This is a genomic window from Arthrobacter sp. 01T428 (genome assembly GCF_056398685.1).
In genome coordinates this window covers 54879-71430 of the sequence record NZ_JBFTPW010000008.1, presented here as the reverse complement: position 1 = coordinate 71430, position 16552 = coordinate 54879, and the positions used below count along the sequence as shown (strand labels likewise).

Sequence of the window (16552 nt, the reverse complement as noted above, 5' to 3'; positions counted from 1 at the left end):
CAGGCTCACTCGGAAAGCCGCTTTTCGCGGAACGGAGACGAATCCCGGACAAGGTCAAAGAGGGCCGTGCGGGAAGGGCTTCCTGTCTTGCGCAGCGCGTTGGAGATGTGGCTTTCCACGGTCCTGATACTGATTCCCAGATGCTCGGCGATCTCCGGGTTGGAGCGATGACCTGCCAGGGCTGCTATCTCGATTTCCCGGACGGTCAGGGGCGAGTAGCTTCCGGAACTAAACGCGACGGGCTCATCCGGCGAAGGAAAACGTGCCGCGAACATGGAGTACGCCCGGTCCATCGCAGCCGCACCGATCGTGTTGTCCACGAACGCATACCGCTTGAAGGCGCCGCGGAGCAGCATCCGGACCTGGTAGAAATCGGCGTCGGGCTCGTAATGCTCGAGCAGCACGCCGAGCATTTGGTGGTCATCCTCCACCACGGCCGCGGCAATTGCCAAGAGCTGATCATGTGAAGCGGCCGGTGCATACTCTTTCAAGGTCTGCCGGAGGAGATCGAGAACTTTCCGGCCCGGGAGAAGGCACGTGAAGAAGAGCGCGGAATAGATCGCCTCGAGGACATAGCCACGTTCGAGCTGCCGTTGAATGAGTTTCGCGGCCTTCCCGTCGAATACAGCGGGAATGAGGGGTCGCGCGGCGACGAGCTCGTACACGCCTCTCGCTGTCCCGGGGAGCGGGCCGATGTCTTCAGCTTCGCGCCGTGCCTGGGTGGCAAGGGTCGCTGCGGGCAAGATCGCGGACGTCGCCGTCCTGAGCCCGGCGAGCCTAAGCATTGCGTCGTGAAGGGAAGCCACCAGGAAGCCTGGCCGCCCCATGGCAAACACACTGCCCATGAGGTACTCGGCGTCGTCGAAATAGCCGCGGTAGATCAGGGCCTGGGCAGCCACATAGGTGTTGCAAACCATCCCGAACTGGTCCAGCTTGCGGCGGGCATCTCCGCGTTGGTCAAGCGCAAAGACAATCGACTCATCGATCCGCCCCGAGCTGAACAAAGCCATTCCACGGATGAACGGTTCGATTCCCGGAATGCCTCTTAAGCCGCCTGAAGTGTCGATGGCTTTGAGCGCGGCGGAAGGGTTGAATCGGTAGAGTTCCAGGATGCCCCGGATGCTGGCTATCACACCGCTTTCGGGGTGACGATCGTGCAGACGCGCGAAGATCCCGTCGAGGTTCTCCGGCATTCTGTCGTAGGACGCCACGAGGAAAAGTTCTGCCGCTTCGGCTTCGGCGGACCATTTGGGACGTTCCTCCCCGAAGCTCCTGAGGGCGCCGGCCGCAGAGTCCAGTCCTTTGCCTTTATGGATCGCCCAAAGCGCTTTGGTAAATGCCAGGAACAGGAGATCGCACGATTCGCCTTCCGAGGTCACGGTCTGGGCAAGGATCCGCTCAATTCTCGATGCGTCAATCGGCGAGCCCCAATAGACCCTCAGAAGTGCCACCGCATTCGATACTGACCTTTCGGCATTCCACAGCTCGTATCGCTTGCGCTCCAGGACGGATACTTGCTCATGAAAATGGCGTGCCGTTGCGGCGTCGTCCGAGCTCCGTTCAAGGCGCAGCGCAGCCAGGACCCTCATCAGCGAATCAGCCGAGTTGAGGTCAACGTGGGATTCCTGTGGCAAACCGCTGAGGGCTCGGGTGATTCGACTCTTCAGGACCCGCCTGCTTGTGAGCACTCTTTGACCACGGAAGTAGTCGGCCAGGACCGGTGGCGTGATCGAAGCGGAGACAGTGTTGTGGAGGTCCTCCACAACGGAAATGAGGCCGCGCTGTTCGAGCCTGTCGAGAACATCGGAATGAACTACCTGTTGCAGTACGTCGAGGGGCGTGGTCCCGGCGATGGCCATGGCTTGAAGGCCCGTGAGTTCGTCGGCTTCGAGTCCTTCGAGGAGGGATTCCACGGTGCCATGAAGGTGCTCGTTCCACAGGGTGTCGCCCGTCATGCGCCATTGACCATGGCGGAGGACAATCAAGCCACTGAGGGAAGCAGTTTCCGCGATGCGAACCACAAGCCGCGGGTTCCCTGCCGATTTCGTCAGGATCCGGGCAGTGGTGTCGGTGTCCGCCGGGGCTCCCAGAATCCCGGTGAGGAGCTCGTTCACTTGCTCGTAGCGAAGCGGATTCAGGTGAACCCTGGCTTCCGGTCCGGGGCTGAGCACCGCTGGCTGCGCCATCGAGTAGATGGATGACTCGCTCATGGTAACGATCATGGGCCGTTTCGTCCGACGCCGGACGGCGTCCAGAACCGCTACAGTCTCCGTGTCGACGAAGTCGAGGTCATCGACCACAAGCACGCGCTCCCCTGGCCTGGAGAGCCGGCTCGCCAGGGTGTCAGCTACACCGAGGACTCCCAATTGGCCTATTCGAATATCCAGGCTCAGGCTATGTATTCCACCAAAGGGTATTTCGCGATGTGAGCGGAGTCCCGAAACGGAGTAAACCGTTGCTCCGGTATTTTCCAGATCGGCGATAGCCTTTTGCACCACACTCGTGCGGCCGCTGCCAGGCGCGCCGACAATTCGAACTATCATACCGCGAGCAACGTAGTCCAGCGTTCGCCGAACTTCCTGATCGAACACTCGCGATCCAACTTTCTCTGACGCGCTGATCCAGCACTCTCCGGTCCTTAGGTGGTGCGAGGTCCAGACGATTCAACTGTTTCCTGCCCAAAGCCGGGCGTTGGCAGGCGGACTCCCAAGCACTCCCACGGAATCCCCCGGGGTGCGCTGACGAACCTCGTTCCAAGGGAAACGGTAAAGTCCGAAACGGCCATCTAAGTGGTGTTTTGGCAAAACTCAGTGTGCGCGGGGAGCCGTCTACGTGTGCCGACGTGGGGTTTTGTTCCGCATCTCCGTGTGCGCCGAAGAAAACTCAGTGTTCCCCCGGCGTCCAAGGAGGTGGGGGTTCGCGATGAATTTTCCATGGTGCTCCTGGTGGTGGTCTCTTGCTTCCGACGCTACGGGGGTTTCGTGGCCGCCTCTAGATCGAACCTCGCGCATGTGGATATTTATTCGAATCTTGTTTTCATAGATCGAATATAAATTCTAATTTGCAGAATGGACCACAACCTCTTGGGACCCTGTCAAGAGGCTTTCTCGTCCATGTGGACAACTTCTTCTTTTCTCGCATTTCAGATGCTAGGATCTGCTGACATTCGCGTCAAAAACTGAATCATGGGGGCAATAAATGAATACTCGCGCGCCTGAAAACAACGGGGAAATAAAGCACGCGTCGCACGACTTCTTGAAATCTCGGAAGAATATCTTCAAGGTCTTTGCCATCGTCACGTCTACTGCCGCAGCACTCTCCCTTGCCGCCTGCGGCGGAGCCAGCCCAACAACCTCCCAAGCGGGGGCCACTCAATCGGCATCAACTTCCGCCTCGGCGACGCCCACCCCAACTCCCACGCCCACACCGACCGCGCCGAAATCCGCGTCCTGCGTAACGGAGAACGCAACCGAGAGCTACCCGCCCAAGGTGTACATCTGCACAAAATCCGACGCGGGCACCTTAGTTTGGATGGAACGCTCAGAGTCAAAGAAAGTAACCGACGCTCGCGCAGCAGCAGCAGCAGCAGCGGCTGCGGCGAAGGCGGCGGCAGACAAGGCCGCTGCTGACAAGGCGGCGGCAGACAAGGCGGCGGCCGACAAAGCAGCGGCCGACGCGGCTGCGGCTCAAGCCGCCGCAGCACAGGCAGCGCAAGCAGCCGCAGCACAGGCACAGCAAGATCAAGCCCAGGCCAGGCAGGTACAGCCACCAGCGCCGTCGTCCGTTTACTACGCGAACTGTACGGCTGCCCGGGCCGCCGGCGCCGCACCGATCTATCGGGGCCAGCCAGGCTACCGGCCCGCACTGGACAGGGACGGCGACGGCATAGCCTGCGAATAAGGGTTACAGAAAGATCCAGCGACATCGTCGGATTCTGCTGGATCATTCCCTTCGCCGAAGTTGCCGGTCCCGTGATTCCGCGGGACCGGCGTTTGTCCATTCGAATGATTGAGCAGAATCCGACATCCGAGCGAAGACGATCCAGGGAGGGACATGACCAAGCCCAAGGCCGAGCGCTACAGCAAAAGCTCAGCGACACGCGAAATCCCTGTCGCTACCGGAATTCCGGTGTCGACAGGGATTTGGCGTGTCGCCGGGAAATTTGCGCGTCGAGAGGTCGCCACGCAACCCGGAAATGGGCACAAAAAAGCAGGGCCGGTCAATGACCGGCCCTGCTTTTTGAAATCCGAAGCTTAGAGAGCCTGGATGTTTACTGCCTGGGGACCCTTGGGGCCCTGCTCGACGTCGAAGGAAACCTTCTGGTTCTCTTCGAGGGAGCGGTAGCCGCCCGAGTTAATTGCAGAGTAGTGAGCGAAAACGTCCTGGCTGCCATCTTCCGGGGAGATGAAGCCGAAGCCCTTTTCGGAGTTGAACCACTTGACGATACCTGTAGCCATTTTTTCAGTTTCCTTACTGAAGGTGGAGGTTGTCCCGACTGTCGGGCCTCCGGTGTGGGGTGTTCTCCACCGTTACTTCAGAAGGTCGCGGTTGATGAACCGCGGGAACTGCCTGAACTACCAAATGCCAAACACAACAACAGCTCCAAGCATACAGGCCTTTGGCCGGATGGCTACTATTTGTCGAAATCCTTCATCTGCCGCGCGCCGCCAACCGCGGCAACAGGACACCGCCTCGTCGCTTCGATGCTGCTCTACACCGAGCTTCTCGCCGCTCCCCTTGACGCCGGCCTCTCGGTCCTCGGCCCCGGAAAATAGTCCCTCCTCCCCCTCCCTTAGCACCCCAAGAGGCGTAGAGTTCCGCCATGGAGCCGATTCGGGTCGTCCTTCTTCCGGGGAGCGTCCTTCCCGCCGAACCCGCCTACGGGGCGCTGATCGAAGCGCTGGGTCCCGACGTGGACGCCGTCGCGAAGGACCTGGAACTTTACGACGGCGACGAGCCGCCACCGGGCTGGAACCTGGACACCGAAGTCGACGGTGTCCTCCGCGAGGCCGAGGCCCGGGGCTGGGAGACGTTCCATTTGCTCGGCTATTCGGGCGGCGGGGCAGCGTCTTTGGCGTTCGCTGCCAAGCATCCACAGCGACTGCTCAGTCTCACGCTCCTCGAGCCCGCGTGGGCGGGAAGCTGGGATTGGAGTCCGGCGCACACCCGGCTCTGGAAGGACTATGAGGCGCTGGAATCGCTACCGCCAGATCAATTCATGGCCGCGTTCATGAGGTTGGGAGTGAAGCCCGACGTCGTCCTTCCGCCACCGCCCGAAGGCGGACCGCCGCCGTGGATGGCCAAGCGGCCGGCGGGGATCAGGGCGTTCCTGCGGGACTTCAAGATTTACGATCTGGATAGGGCGCGGCTTGCTGCGTTCAATCGGCCGGTGTTCTTCGTCCTCGGCGGCCTGAGCAACCCTGACGACTATGGCGAGGTTGCCGAGCGGCTGTCCACGGTATTCCCGGACTTCCGCCTCGAGGTGTTCCCGGACCGCCACCATTTCGATCCCCCGCACCGGATCGAGCCCGACCGGCTCGGCGCGTTGCTGCGGGACCACTGGGAACGGGCGAATCGGGTCGTTTAGGGCGCGGTGTCGGCTCCCACGAAAACATCAGGTTCCCGCATATAGACTCATCGAAACGGCGCCCTGACATGGGGCGGTTCGGCCAGCCTGAGAGGGATACGGCTCGATGAGTGAAGTGAATGTGCCGGCACAGCCGCCGGTTTTGGACGTCAGCGCGTTGCGCGTCGCGTATGGCGAGCGGACCGTCGTCGACGGCGTCAGTTTTCAGATTCATCGCGGTGAGATCTTCGGCTTGCTGGGGCCGAACGGCGCAGGGAAGACCAGCACACTCAGTGCCATCGAGGGGTTGGTCAAGCCGAAATCCGGGCAACTGCTGGTGGACGGAATCGACGTTCAACAAGAGCCTCTGGACGCGAAAGCGCGCCTCGGGGTACAACTGCAGTCCTCCAGTTTCCAGGCCGAACTGACCATTCAGCAGATCGCAAGGCTTTACGGCGGGCTCTACGGAGTGAAACTCTCGCGTGAGCAGATCGGTACGAGCATGCGGGCCATCGGGCTCGAACAGGAATTGGGCAAACGGTTCAAACAGCTGTCGGGCGGGCAGCAGCAACGGCTGGCACTGTTCATTGCCACCATCCACAACCCCCTCCTTCTGCTGCTCGACGAGCCAACTGCCGGGCTGGACCCGCAGTCGCGCCGTGGGCTATGGCGCCGAATCGAAGAACTTCGTGGAGAAGGCAACAGCATTCTCCTCACCACCCACTCCATGGAAGAAGCGCAGGCCGTGTGTGACCGGGTAGCGATCATCGACCATGGCGTACTTCTCACGGTTGGAGAGCCCTCGGAGCTGATCGACAAGCACAGGGAGGATCCGCGCGTGCTTTCAGTGGCCCACGGTGCGCCCACCCTGGAAGACGTCTTCATCGGACTGACAGGAAGTGAAATCCGTGACTAACGCCGCCGCGGTCAATACCGCCCGCCCGCCGCTCGGCCTGGCGATGGGCTCGCTGCTTCGCGCGGACTCCATTGTGATGCTCAACAGCAAGACCTCACTTGTCTTGAGCGCCCTGCTGCCGATCGTGATCCTCGTGGCCACAACCTTCGGCAAGGGGCAATCACGCCTCGGAGGATCCATGCTCATCATCGGTTTGGCCTTGACCCTTGGCCTGCTCACGTCGTGCTTGCTCGGTTTCACGCTGGCCCTGGCACACGATCGGGACATCGGCGTCCTGCAAAGGCTTCGGGTCACACCGGCACCGAACTGGATGATCATGACCAGCCGCCTCATCGTGCAGGTGGTCACCAATCTGGTCGCTTCCATCATCGTGGTGATCGTCGGTGCAATTGTTCACGGCCTGACGCTGAACGTTGGCCAGTACCTTTTGGTCATCGCCGTCGCTATTCTCGGGGCCGCCGTCTTCCTGGCCATTGGACAAGCGCTCGTCGGCTTGATCCGGTCCACCAACGCCATCAGCGCGATCGGCCGACTGCTCATGATCGCCCTGTTGCTCCTAGGCGTCCTCGGCGGAACCGGCATCCTCGGCGACACGATCAAGTCAATTTCGGACTGGTCTCCGGTCGGAGGCCTCATGACACTCTTTTCGGATGTCCTGAACCAGTCGGCCTGGAGCGGCCAGGACACCGGCTCGCTCCTGGCATGCGTCGCTTACGTCGCGGTGTTCGCCTTCATCGGAATCCGCTGGTTCCGATGGGAATCGCGGTAGTGCGGGGCTAGCTGCGGCGTCCCTGGCAGCGCCGCGCGCCCCCTCACGCTGAGGCGGGCTCCCACGCGAACCCGTCCGGGTCGGTGAACGGGCCGGCGTCGCTGCTGATCGCGAGACGGTGCGATCCGGTGCCGTCGGGAGAGACGCCGGCGTCCTTGGCGAGGGCCCGGCGCGCGTAGAGCCCTAGCTGGACGGGACTCGAGGGCATCGCGAACTCGACGTACTTGCCGAAGCTTTTCCCAACGGCGAGGCCCCGGTCCGCGTAGAACCGTTTGCTAGCCGAAACGTCCGCGACCGCCATCAGGAGCACGATCTTGTCGACCTCCCGGGTGGCGGGACCGCTGTCCTTCTTGGCCGACGTCGCGACTTTCCAGATCGCGCCGTCCGGAGCCTGTACGACGCCGCCGTAGCCCCACAAGGACTTCGCCACTGGTTTGAGGGTCGTGGCACCGGCTTCCAGAGCGGAGTCGATGAGGCTGCTGACGGTGGACGGCTGCGACACGACGAGCGACAGCGTGAACCCGCGGAAGCCGTCAGTAGGAGCGTTCGAGGCCCGCACGCGCACCCGCTCGCCTAATCCGAAGGCGGCATCGTAGAAAGCGGTGGCGGCTGCGGGGTCGGGAACTTCGAGGGTGACTGAGTCGATGGCGGTCATGGCATGTCCTTTAGTGGGGTGGGTTGCTTGGTGATTTCGACTTTATGCCGAGGCCCCACTAGCCGCTTCTTCAATCCTGACCGATGTGTTCCGCACCCGTGCGCCCTGGCTTCATGTCGATGTCAACCGAGGAATGGCCGGGCGGTGGTCGAGTATTCTGATGTCAGTGATACTTCATTTTTCTCTGTGATCCAGCGTCTTTCAGCGCTTCCAGTTCGCTCCTTGGAGGAGCGGTGATTCCCTGCGCCTGCCAGGGGAACTCCTTGTGGATTTCCCCTGCTCACCGGCCCAAAAGCGAACTCACCACTGGAAGATCAAATGGAAACAACATCAACGAACTCAGCCGAGCCCTTTTCGCCTGCCCTAGACCGGCAATCCCTGCGCCCTGACTGCGGAAATTGCTTTGCCCTATGCTGCACGGCCTTCGGATTCTCACGTTCCGCGGATTTTGCGCTCGATAAACCGGCAGGCTCTCCTTGCCAAAACCTCGCGCCTGATTTCTCGTGCACAATCCACCACAGCCTGGGCCCGAGGGGCTTTCGTGGGTGCACGGTCTTTGACTGTTTCGGGGCAGGTCAAAATGTATCGCAAGGGTTCTTCGCCGGAGAGAGTTGGCTTGAGAACCCTGGCACAAAAGACGAAATGTTTTCCGCTTTCAAAGCTGCCCGTCAGCTTCATGAGATGCTCTGGTACCTGGCCGAGGCACAGACCCGGGCTTTCGATCCCGATACGTCACGCCGTGCGGTTCAACTCAGGAACACCATCGAGCAGGCAGTCCGTGGCGAACTGCCCGAGCTGCTTTCACTGGATATTCGAGATCTTCATTCCCAGGTGAGGTCAACGCTCATGGATGTCAGCGCAGAAGTACGGGCCTCCTATTTTGCCGCCGGTGATGACCACCTGGATCCAGCGCTCAAGCCGGGAGCGGACCTGATGGGCAGTAATCTCAGTTCCCGCCGGTTGTGCGGGGCAGACCTCCGCGGGGCCTACCTTATCGCTGCGGATCTGCGGGGCAGTGACTTATCGGGTGTGGATCTGCTCGGCGCAGACCTCAGGGATGTCCGGCTTGAACGCGCCGATCTCTCCAAAGCCTTGTATCTGACCCAACCGCAGCTCAACGCCGCGCAAGGTAGCCGTGCAACTCTTTTGCCTTCGGATCTCGAAATGCCCCCGCACTGGCACAACCGATGATCCCCCTCCCCGCCAGGCACGTCAGTCCAGGCAGAGGCACAAAGGATGACCGGCGGGGTCGAGGAACACGCGGAATGTCGTTCCCGGTTGGTTCTCATGCTTGGTCGCGCCGAGTTCGAGCACAGCCGCCTCAGCTGTGTCGAGGTCGTCGACCACGACGTCGAGGTGCATCTGTTGCGGGACGTCCTGGCCTGGCCATTCCGGCGCCCTGTAGGAGTCGACTTTCTGGAAAGCCATCGAATCGCCGTACTCGGCGCGGACGGACCACCAGTCGTCGTCGTTCTGCTCGATTTTCCACTCGAGCAGGGCGCTGTAGAATTCGGCCAGGGTCTTGGGGTCGGGACAATCGAGTACCACGACGGGGAAGCGTGCGATAGCCATGGCCAACACTCTAGGACCGTTTCCGGAGGATCGCATCAAGTTCATGCGCCGGAATTGGTCGGGATTACCGGTACCGCGTGGCAAGCTCCGGGCTCTGCGCTCCGAAAGCGGCGAGGTCTGCTTGGAAGACTGCGTCGGGGAGCCCGCTGTCCTCTACGCACGGCGCGCAGACGGTTTCGCCCAGTTCCAGGCCGGGCTGGTTGGCGCAGATCTCGGCGACCGAGCCGATACCCGCCGTCGTGGACAGATCGGCGACGACGGTCCGGACCGTCAGTGCTGTCCACCTCCCGCACCTGAATCTCGGGGCGTAAAGTTCTGCCAAGGGACCGGAAGGATCGCTCATGGAGACTGCCCCGCCCACAGCCGCACAACAGAACAGAGCGGCACAACAAAACCGCCCCCTCGAGATCGACACGCTCGTTGTCGGTGGAGGCCAAGCGGGACTGGCCACGAGCTACTTCCTCAGCCGGGCCGGCGTCGAGCACGTGGTCCTTGAACGGCGATACGCGCTGGGCGGCGCGTGGCAGGATCGCTGGGATGCGTTCGTGCTGAACACGCCGAACTTCTCGCTAGACCTGCCCGGGATGCCATACGCGGGGCCGGAGCCGGAGGCGTTCATGGCCCGTGACGACGTGGTGGACTATTTCCGCGACTACGCGACGAGGATCGATGCCCCGGTCCGTACAGGCACGGACGTCACGTGGATCTCGACGTCGGATGGCAGTTTCAGCGTTGAAACGTCCGACGGCGGCTGGCGGGCACGCAATGTGGTGCTGGCGACCGGCGCGTACCAAATACCGAAAATCCCGGCACTGTCCGCCGGAGTCCCAAAGAGTGTCCTGCAACTCCACACGCACGACTATCGCAATCCGGCGCAACTGCCGGACGGCGCCGCGCTGATCGTCGGGACCGGGCAGTCGGGCGGGCAAATCGCGGAAGATCTGCTCGCGGCCGGGCGCGAGGTGCATCTGGCGGTGTCGATGTGTCCGGAGGCGCCCCGCAGGTATCGCGGGCACGACATCCTCTATTGGCTCCTGCAAACTGGAATCCACGGGCCCAAGTACGGGATCAACGCCTTGACGGTCGCACAGTTGCCCTCCCCCGCGGCGCGGTTCGCCTGCAACCCCCTGCTCTCCGGCACCGACGGCGGCCACGACATCCACCTCCGCGAACTCGGCCGCCAAGGCGTCCGGCTGCACGGGCACCTGGAAGCAGCCGACGACGGCGAACTCACCTTCACGGACGACCTCCCCCAACGCCTCGCAACAGTCGAGGCCGGGTTCGGCCAGCGCATGGGCCGTGCGCTCGATGCCTACATCGCCGCCGCTGGAATCGACGCGCCTGAGGCTTTGCCAGCGCCCGCGGACGACTGGCTACCTGTCGCCTCGCCTCGGGTCAACCTGGCCGCAGAGAACATCACCTCGGTGCTCTGGGCCACCGGTTACCAACTGGACCTCAGCTTCGTGGACATTCCTGTCCTGGACGCCTGGAGCTACCCGCGACATACCCGCGGCGTCACCGAACAGCCGGGGCTATACGTAGTGGGGTTGCCGTGGTTGACGGGGCACTACTCGTCGATCGTCGGCGGGGTGGGCGTGGATGCGAAGTATGTCGCGGGGTGCGTGGCGGGGCGGTGAGGCTAGTCTTCCGAGACCAACGTTTGATTGGGCCGGATGTAATAGGCCTCCAATTCAGGATCGCCCAGTATTTCGCCGATCAGGGAAGGTGACCCTCCGATGAAGACCGAGAGAGCATGGATGTCATTAGCGACGCACCACGCTCCATCCAGAGGTAGCCAGTTCAAGGGCAGTCTTCCAGCAGGATTGTCCTCGATGGATTCCAGCGCCAGTTCGAGCGGTCCCCGCAACACATGCAGTCCCCGACCAAGGCCATTGACAATGACGGGCGAAGTTCGAACCCGGCCATTGAGGTCGCCATATCCCTCCCACACCAAAAACAAGCATTCAGGTGACGGCCTGGCGCCCTTCGCTATCCTGGAAACCAACCGTTCGGCCACTACGGAATCAACGGAACCGTTCTGGGGTTCGTAGACTTGATTCGGGTCGGGAACGCACGCCGCCACGATCTCGCTCCATTGGGTGCCACCGTCAACCTCCAGCTGATCACCGGCAAGCTGTGACCAGCGCAAACGTCGACCAGTTGGCGACATAGCGGGATTCAGCACCCGGGCATAAGCGGGATAGACGGGAGGGATAAGGCAGGCCAGCGATCCCGCAGGCTTCCCGATGGTCTGCTGTAGGAACCAACGGATGCGCGACTCCGAGTCTGCTTCCCGGCGATCCATCAAACCAAGCGTCCTCTCATATTCGCTTTCCCGGAAATTTAGCTGAGATCAATTTCCAGAACCCATCCAATGATATTAATGAAGCGCTCAGAGTTGAGTTCGGCCTCGGCATAGAATTCTGAACTGACAGATACAACTACTTTTCCTTGTTGAGGAAAAACATCCTCAGTCAACTCGATATGAATCGCTTCTTGATTCCTCGAAGTTCTGCAGTCGCCGATTTGTTCGACATGACAAGTCAAAGTCCTGTCAGGGCGGGTCAATGGATCCACGTCTGAAGCTGGTCGATGGAATATCGCCACTTGCAAAAATACTGGATTCGCTAACCCCTGAAGGAAGAATCGGCGAGCCAATGACGGAGGAGCCTGGAATGTCTCCGGAACCGTTCCAGTCTTGTCAATCCTCAGAGTTCGTTCCCGGGACTTCCAATCGAGTACATAGGCTTCACGCTCGCTGCCTGCATAATTCAGTATCGGCGGTTCACTTGGAACGTTTTTGAACTCTTCAAGACCGACAGCTGCCTCTTCCGCGCGAAGATGGTCTTGCTGACTGCATCCATGGACGGCTCCGGTCGCACAAATAATGGCTGCGACCGACGCGATCGCGAGGGTTGGCCTTAGGAGTCGCACCCGAAGCGTGTTGCTATGTCGCTGGACGTTCGTGCAATGTAGTTGACGCCTCCAATGTTAACCCGGTGGTAACCGTTTCCTCGGTAGGTCTGATCGGAGTTATTACCGCAAATGGCTTTGGCGTTGACATCAAGTTTTGCAAGGCGGTTGTATGCATCGCCGCTCTTGAAGGCCGATCTGTGCCAGAGGCCGAACCATCCGGCTTTCATGATCTCAGCCCCGACGATCTGGTATGAGGGCGCTCTCGAACAGTCCTTGATGCCAGCGTGGACCGATGACATTCCACCACTAAGATGGACCCTTTCTGTGTAGCCCCCGCATCCATAGGGATTGCCGTTGATCGTGGACCTTGTTAGTAGTGATCCGGGTCGTGCCCCAGATGTCAGTGCGGAGTATGAGGAGTCGCTAAAGACGTCTTCGGCCTTGCCCGAACCATCAGCCGCAAGCGCTGGTCCCACTCCTGAGCACACAATAATCCCCGCCGTAATAGCGGAGATTATTCCTCGTTTTAAAGTTCGATTCAACGCTCTCTCCTTTGATTCTTGCCAGCACGGTTAATGCAGGAATCCGCGAGTCTCTGGTCTTGACGGCTCACGACCCATTAGAAGGTTGGACAATTCTAGCCACGGATAATGCCACTGAGTGTTGAATCTCCAGGAATTGAGTGGTGATAACCGCAAAATTGAGTGCGTTCGCTAGCAACACCTAGATCTTCTCTTCAGAATCCAGGTCGGGACCGTGCGTTACGTAGTGGGGTTGCCGTGGTTGACGGGGCATTACTCGTCGATCGTCGGCGGGGTGGGAGTGGATGCGGAGTATGTCGCGGGGTGCGTGGCGGGGCGGTGAGGACATGGTTGCAGTAAGCCCCCCTTCACCGTGATTTTGTGCAAGACTTCCCGCATGAACGACCCCCGAAGCCGCCTTCTTCCCCTCCTCCGCCAAGGTGAGCAGTTGTTGTGGGCGGGACAACCCGATCCGAGGGTTCGCTTCACTTCGGCTGACGCCTTCCTTGTACCGTTCAGTGTCCTCTGGGGAGGGTTTGCCGTCTTTTGGGAGGTTACGGCTATCACGGCAGTGAGGCAGCCCCTGTTTATCATCTGGGGCATTCCCTTTGTTCTCGTGGGCCTTTATTTCATTTTCGGGCGTTTCATCTTCAAAAAGCGGCGAAAGAGAGCAACGATCTACGGCCTGACCAATTCTCGTGCAATCGTCTGCACGGGCGACAGGTCAGTAGCCGATTCCCCAGTCATCGGAATGCCTACGAAGGTGGACCGAGCCAGGGACGGACGGCATGTAAACGTGACGTTCGGATACCAAGGACTTATGGGTGTTTTGGGCATGTACCAGAACACAGGGCTCGATTTTTTCAGCCTCGGAATGGGACAGGCGGTCGCCTTCTACGATGTCGATGATACTGACGGGCTAATAAGGGCCTTGGACCAAGCGCGGATCGGATGAGTGGCAGTCGCCTCCGCATGGGAAGGTCGTCATGAAGAAGTGGGTCCGGCGGCACCCGTATCTGGCCTTGGCGTTCGGTTACGTTCTCGTCGTCGTCTTTGCCTTTGCTGCCTGGATGGTCTTTGATGCAAGCGACCCTGCAACTGTTATGTTCAAAACCTTCACGAACACCTTGGTCTACTGGCTTTTCGCACTCTTCCACGTAAGAAATGTGCGTAAAACCAAACGGCGCCTCGACGCACACGGCCAGTTCAGGGCTTTTGTCCGCTACCCGGACTCTCGTCCAGGATCGCTCAGCGCCATCTGGAACCAAGGCATCGCAACGCCGGGTGCGGGAACCATCCGGTTTCAGCCCGCGGTCTACGACAATCTGGAACCGTCCGGGCGGTCGACGGAGTTGAAAGTGCAGGAGGTGCTTCCGGAGCGCCGGAAGGTCGGCGGCAAGGAGCGTAAATATATGCCGGTGTACGGGTTCCAATCCGTGACCTTAGTGACGGACGAAGGCAAGGTTGAACTCGCCGCGAGCCCGGAGTCACTGGATAGGCTAGCCAAGGCTGTACCGCCAGGTCGTAGAAAATCAGCAGGTTCAGAGTCTTCGCCCTGAAAAAGATTCCCTCCAGCTCCTTGTCGGAAGCCCCGCCGGATGGTTCAGTTCTGTCATGCCACGGTCCGCGGGCGCCGGTTCCACCCCCGTCATCCGACAACATCATTTTCCAATATGGGCTGGTGCCAACTCGATCGACCATTACAACGAAAGCGAATCTTTTTGGGCATCTTCAGGAAGAAGTCTCAGGAACCGGAAACCCCCGATCCGCACCTCACGTTCCTCACCTTGTCCGCCGCGAATAGTTTCCGAGCGATCACGCGCGAAGTCTTCGCCGAGATGGGACTCGAAGTCCAGATACAGCCCGGTCACGCCGTTGATGACTCCGGACGTGAATTCGGATTCTGGAACGTGGCCGCCGCTTGTCATGACGAGCCGCAGTCTGCATGGCGGAGCCTGATTAGCGCACACCTTCAGCGCGTGCTGGGGAGCTTCGATGCACCCGATCCGTTCGAAATCCTTTCGGCTGCGGATGTCTCGGGACGTGCCTTCGCCCGGCTCTACGATGAGGCGAACATCCCGACGCTCGACGGCTACCCGCACAGGGAGTTCGCCCCCGGCATTGTCGAGATGCTCGCTCTCGACCTCCCAGACACCGTTGCCATCTTCAATCATAAAAACACGAGCAAGTTCGGCGGGTGGGAAGGACTCAGAATTCAAGGGATTACGAACCTTCGCCGCATGGAAGTCGAACAACTTGAAACCATCCCGGCGCCCGGCGGCGGCTCCTTCACAGCCCTTTTGGGTGAATCTGTCTACACCGCCAGCCAGGCCCTGCTTTTACCCGAGCTGGCCTCAGAACTAACGGGCAAGCGCATCCGGGAGAATCTCGGATGGCTGATGAGCGTCCCGAACCGGCATCAACTCGTTTGGCACATCATCGAAGACGACACCGTTGTCGGAGCGGTCAGCGGAATGGCCCGCTTCGCGGCCATGGGCTACAGCGATTCCCCCGGACCGGTGAGTCCCCACGTCTTCTGGTGGAACGGGACAAGCTACGAACAACTAACCCATGTGTCGAACAACGGCGGGCTGACGATCCGGGTAAGCCCAGAGTTCCAGACCGTCCTTGACTCGACAACCATGGACGGATAGAGGCAACCTGGAGCCCGCAACAGCGGGCCCGGTGAAGGATCGACTATGGGGCTTGAACCACTCCTCGGCTTCAATCTTGGTGGCATCATGGACGCATGTGCCAGGAAGCAAATGAAGGCAGCTCATTAATCCGCGATGCGACTCAATCGGACGAGGCCGCCTGCTTGGCGCTGTGGGTCAAGGCGTGCGAGGCACGGGACGGCCGGTCGATAGTTGGTGTTGCCGAGCGCGCGCGACCAAAGTTCAATAATGCGGAATCGTGGATCGTAGCGGACGACCCGGAACTCGGCTTGATGGGATTCCTGCTAGCGACAAAAGCAGGCAGCGGCTTAGGAACAGACCCACCCGAAGCACCTGTCGTGGGGCTCCTCGCAGTCGACCCGAGTGCGCAGGGCCGCGGCCTTGGAGGCAGTCTCCTGTCAGCTATTACGGGTGAACTCGCTCAACGTGGATACGAACTTGCCGTATTACACGTCTTGACCGAGAATCACCGGGCTGTGCGGCTCTACGAGAGCAAGGGGTGGCGACCTCAAGGTGAGCCGTTCCAGCACTCGCTCCTGAAACGCCCGACCCAAACTTATGTACTTGGTTTGCAATCAAGAAATGTCCGGTAAGGGATCCCCCTGCGGGGACGCTAGCGAAGGGGCATTCACTTCCTGCGGCGTACCACCAGCACGAGGTACAAGGCAGCGGCCACAGCAACCCTGACCCCTGCGCTTCCATTGTTGAGCACGCTAGAACTCCTCTACGGCCTCAATTGGCTTCCGACTACACAGCGTAGGCGGTGTTCCGGGTGCTGAATGAGGACCTGGCGAAACTCGAGTCCGGAACAGAGCGACTTCCCGGTGGTCGTCCCCCACTAGAGTCGCGAGTACTGAGTCACCCTGCTCCGTGAGCCAGATGAACATTACTCGGCCAGCACCTTTCAACATCACAAGTCCCACGTCGGCGCCGACGTAGGAAGGAAGCGCATTGAGCAACCA

The 16552-nt window shown here is 60.5% G+C and carries 19 protein-coding genes; 12 read left to right on the top strand and 7 right to left on the bottom strand.

The features are described from left to right. Nucleotides 1-5: 5 nt before the first annotated feature. Complete coding sequence (locus AC1DJB_RS11090; RefSeq protein WP_441438316.1) at nt 6-2366, bottom strand: helix-turn-helix transcriptional regulator; 2361 nt, start codon at nt 2364-2366, stop codon at nt 6-8. 1165 nt (nt 2367-3531) lie between these two features. Here AC1DJB_RS11090 and AC1DJB_RS11085 point away from each other — a divergent pair. Further along, nucleotides 3532-3900 carry an excalibur calcium-binding domain-containing protein gene (locus AC1DJB_RS11085; RefSeq protein WP_476910245.1) on the top strand — a complete coding sequence of 123 codons (369 nt, stop codon included), beginning with the start codon at nt 3532-3534 and terminating at the stop codon, nt 3898-3900. A 153-nt stretch (nt 3901-4053) separates the two neighbouring features. Beyond that, nucleotides 4054-4257 carry a hypothetical protein gene (locus AC1DJB_RS11080; protein ID WP_476910244.1) on the top strand — a complete coding sequence of 68 codons (204 nt, stop codon included), beginning with the start codon at nt 4054-4056 and terminating at the stop codon, nt 4255-4257. Here the strand turns inward: AC1DJB_RS11080 and cspE are convergent. Next, nucleotides 4254-4457, bottom strand: a complete 204-nt coding sequence (gene cspE / locus AC1DJB_RS11075; protein WP_028266315.1) for a transcription antiterminator/RNA stability regulator CspE — start codon at nt 4455-4457, stop codon at nt 4254-4256. The two genes, AC1DJB_RS11080 and cspE, sit on opposite strands and share 4 nt — an antisense overlap. A 180-nt stretch (nt 4458-4637) precedes the next feature. Between cspE and AC1DJB_RS11070 the strand changes: the two genes are divergently transcribed. From AC1DJB_RS11070 to AC1DJB_RS11055, 4 genes are all read left to right on the top strand, one after another. Further along, nucleotides 4638-4775, top strand: coding sequence for a hypothetical protein (locus AC1DJB_RS11070; RefSeq protein ID WP_332601578.1), 138 nt, complete (start codon nt 4638-4640; stop codon nt 4773-4775). Between the two features lie 47 nt (nt 4776-4822). Further along, complete coding sequence (locus AC1DJB_RS11065) at nt 4823-5587, top strand: alpha/beta fold hydrolase (RefSeq protein WP_441438220.1); 765 nt, start codon at nt 4823-4825, stop codon at nt 5585-5587. Between the two features lie 106 nt (nt 5588-5693). Then, nucleotides 5694-6482 (top strand): ABC transporter ATP-binding protein, encoded by a 789-nt coding sequence (locus tag AC1DJB_RS11060; protein WP_084784388.1) that lies wholly within the window; start codon nt 5694-5696, stop codon nt 6480-6482. Beyond that, entirely contained in the window at nt 6475-7251 is a 777-nt protein-coding gene (locus tag AC1DJB_RS11055; protein WP_441438221.1) for an ABC transporter permease, read from the top strand. Before AC1DJB_RS11060 ends, AC1DJB_RS11055 begins: the two co-directional genes overlap by 8 nt. A gap of 43 nt (nt 7252-7294) precedes the next feature. Here AC1DJB_RS11055 and AC1DJB_RS11050 read toward each other — a convergent pair whose 3' ends face one another. Continuing rightward, nucleotides 7295-7906, bottom strand: coding sequence for a glyoxalase (locus AC1DJB_RS11050; protein ID WP_441438222.1), 612 nt, complete (start codon nt 7904-7906; stop codon nt 7295-7297). A gap of 642 nt (nt 7907-8548) precedes the next feature. Between AC1DJB_RS11050 and AC1DJB_RS11045 the strand changes: the two genes are divergently transcribed. Then, nucleotides 8549-9097: a pentapeptide repeat-containing protein gene (locus tag AC1DJB_RS11045; RefSeq protein ID WP_441438223.1), complete on the top strand. Its 549-nt coding sequence runs from the start codon at nt 8549-8551 to the stop codon at nt 9095-9097. 21 nt (nt 9098-9118) lie between these two features. Here the strand turns inward: AC1DJB_RS11045 and AC1DJB_RS11040 are convergent, their stop codons facing one another. Together AC1DJB_RS11040 and AC1DJB_RS11035 are read right to left on the bottom strand one after the other, a co-directional pair. Beyond that, nucleotides 9119-9478, bottom strand: coding sequence for a VOC family protein (locus AC1DJB_RS11040; protein ID WP_441438224.1), 360 nt, complete (start codon nt 9476-9478; stop codon nt 9119-9121). 64 nt (nt 9479-9542) lie between these two features. Then, nucleotides 9543-9821, bottom strand: coding sequence for a hypothetical protein (locus AC1DJB_RS11035; RefSeq protein WP_306963975.1), 279 nt, complete (start codon nt 9819-9821; stop codon nt 9543-9545). On the opposite strand from AC1DJB_RS11035, the gene AC1DJB_RS11030 reads away from it, so the two are divergent. Beyond that, nucleotides 9820-11115, top strand: a complete 1296-nt coding sequence (locus AC1DJB_RS11030) for a flavin-containing monooxygenase (protein ID WP_441438225.1) — start codon at nt 9820-9822, stop codon at nt 11113-11115. The genes AC1DJB_RS11035 and AC1DJB_RS11030 overlap by 2 nt on opposite strands. Before the next feature lie 2 nt (nt 11116-11117). Here AC1DJB_RS11030 and AC1DJB_RS11025 read toward each other — a convergent pair whose 3' ends face one another. Together AC1DJB_RS11025 and AC1DJB_RS11020 are read right to left on the bottom strand one after the other, a co-directional pair. Then, nucleotides 11118-11783, bottom strand: coding sequence for a hypothetical protein (locus tag AC1DJB_RS11025; protein WP_284991756.1), 666 nt, complete (start codon nt 11781-11783; stop codon nt 11118-11120). A 38-nt stretch (nt 11784-11821) separates the two neighbouring features. Next, nucleotides 11822-12412 carry a hypothetical protein gene (locus tag AC1DJB_RS11020; protein ID WP_284991757.1) on the bottom strand — a complete coding sequence of 197 codons (591 nt, stop codon included), beginning with the start codon at nt 12410-12412 and terminating at the stop codon, nt 11822-11824. Nucleotides 12413-13312: 900 nt separating this feature from the next. Between AC1DJB_RS11020 and AC1DJB_RS11015 the strand changes: the two genes are divergently transcribed. The 4 genes from AC1DJB_RS11015 (at nt 13313) to AC1DJB_RS11000 (ending at nt 16183) form a co-directional block, all read left to right on the top strand. Beyond that, a complete protein-coding gene (locus AC1DJB_RS11015; RefSeq protein ID WP_284991758.1) occupies nt 13313-13870 on the top strand; it encodes a hypothetical protein in 558 nt (185 codons plus the stop codon). Between the two features lie 31 nt (nt 13871-13901). Then, on the top strand, nt 13902-14474 hold the full coding sequence (locus AC1DJB_RS11010) for a hypothetical protein (RefSeq protein ID WP_284991759.1): 573 nt from the start codon (nt 13902-13904) through the stop codon (nt 14472-14474). A gap of 162 nt (nt 14475-14636) precedes the next feature. Continuing rightward, nucleotides 14637-15569, top strand: a complete 933-nt coding sequence (locus tag AC1DJB_RS11005; protein ID WP_441438226.1) for a hypothetical protein — start codon at nt 14637-14639, stop codon at nt 15567-15569. Between the two features lie 95 nt (nt 15570-15664). Then, a complete protein-coding gene (locus AC1DJB_RS11000) occupies nt 15665-16183 on the top strand; it encodes a GNAT family N-acetyltransferase (protein ID WP_441438227.1) in 519 nt (172 codons plus the stop codon). Nucleotides 16184-16552 lie beyond the last annotated feature (369 nt).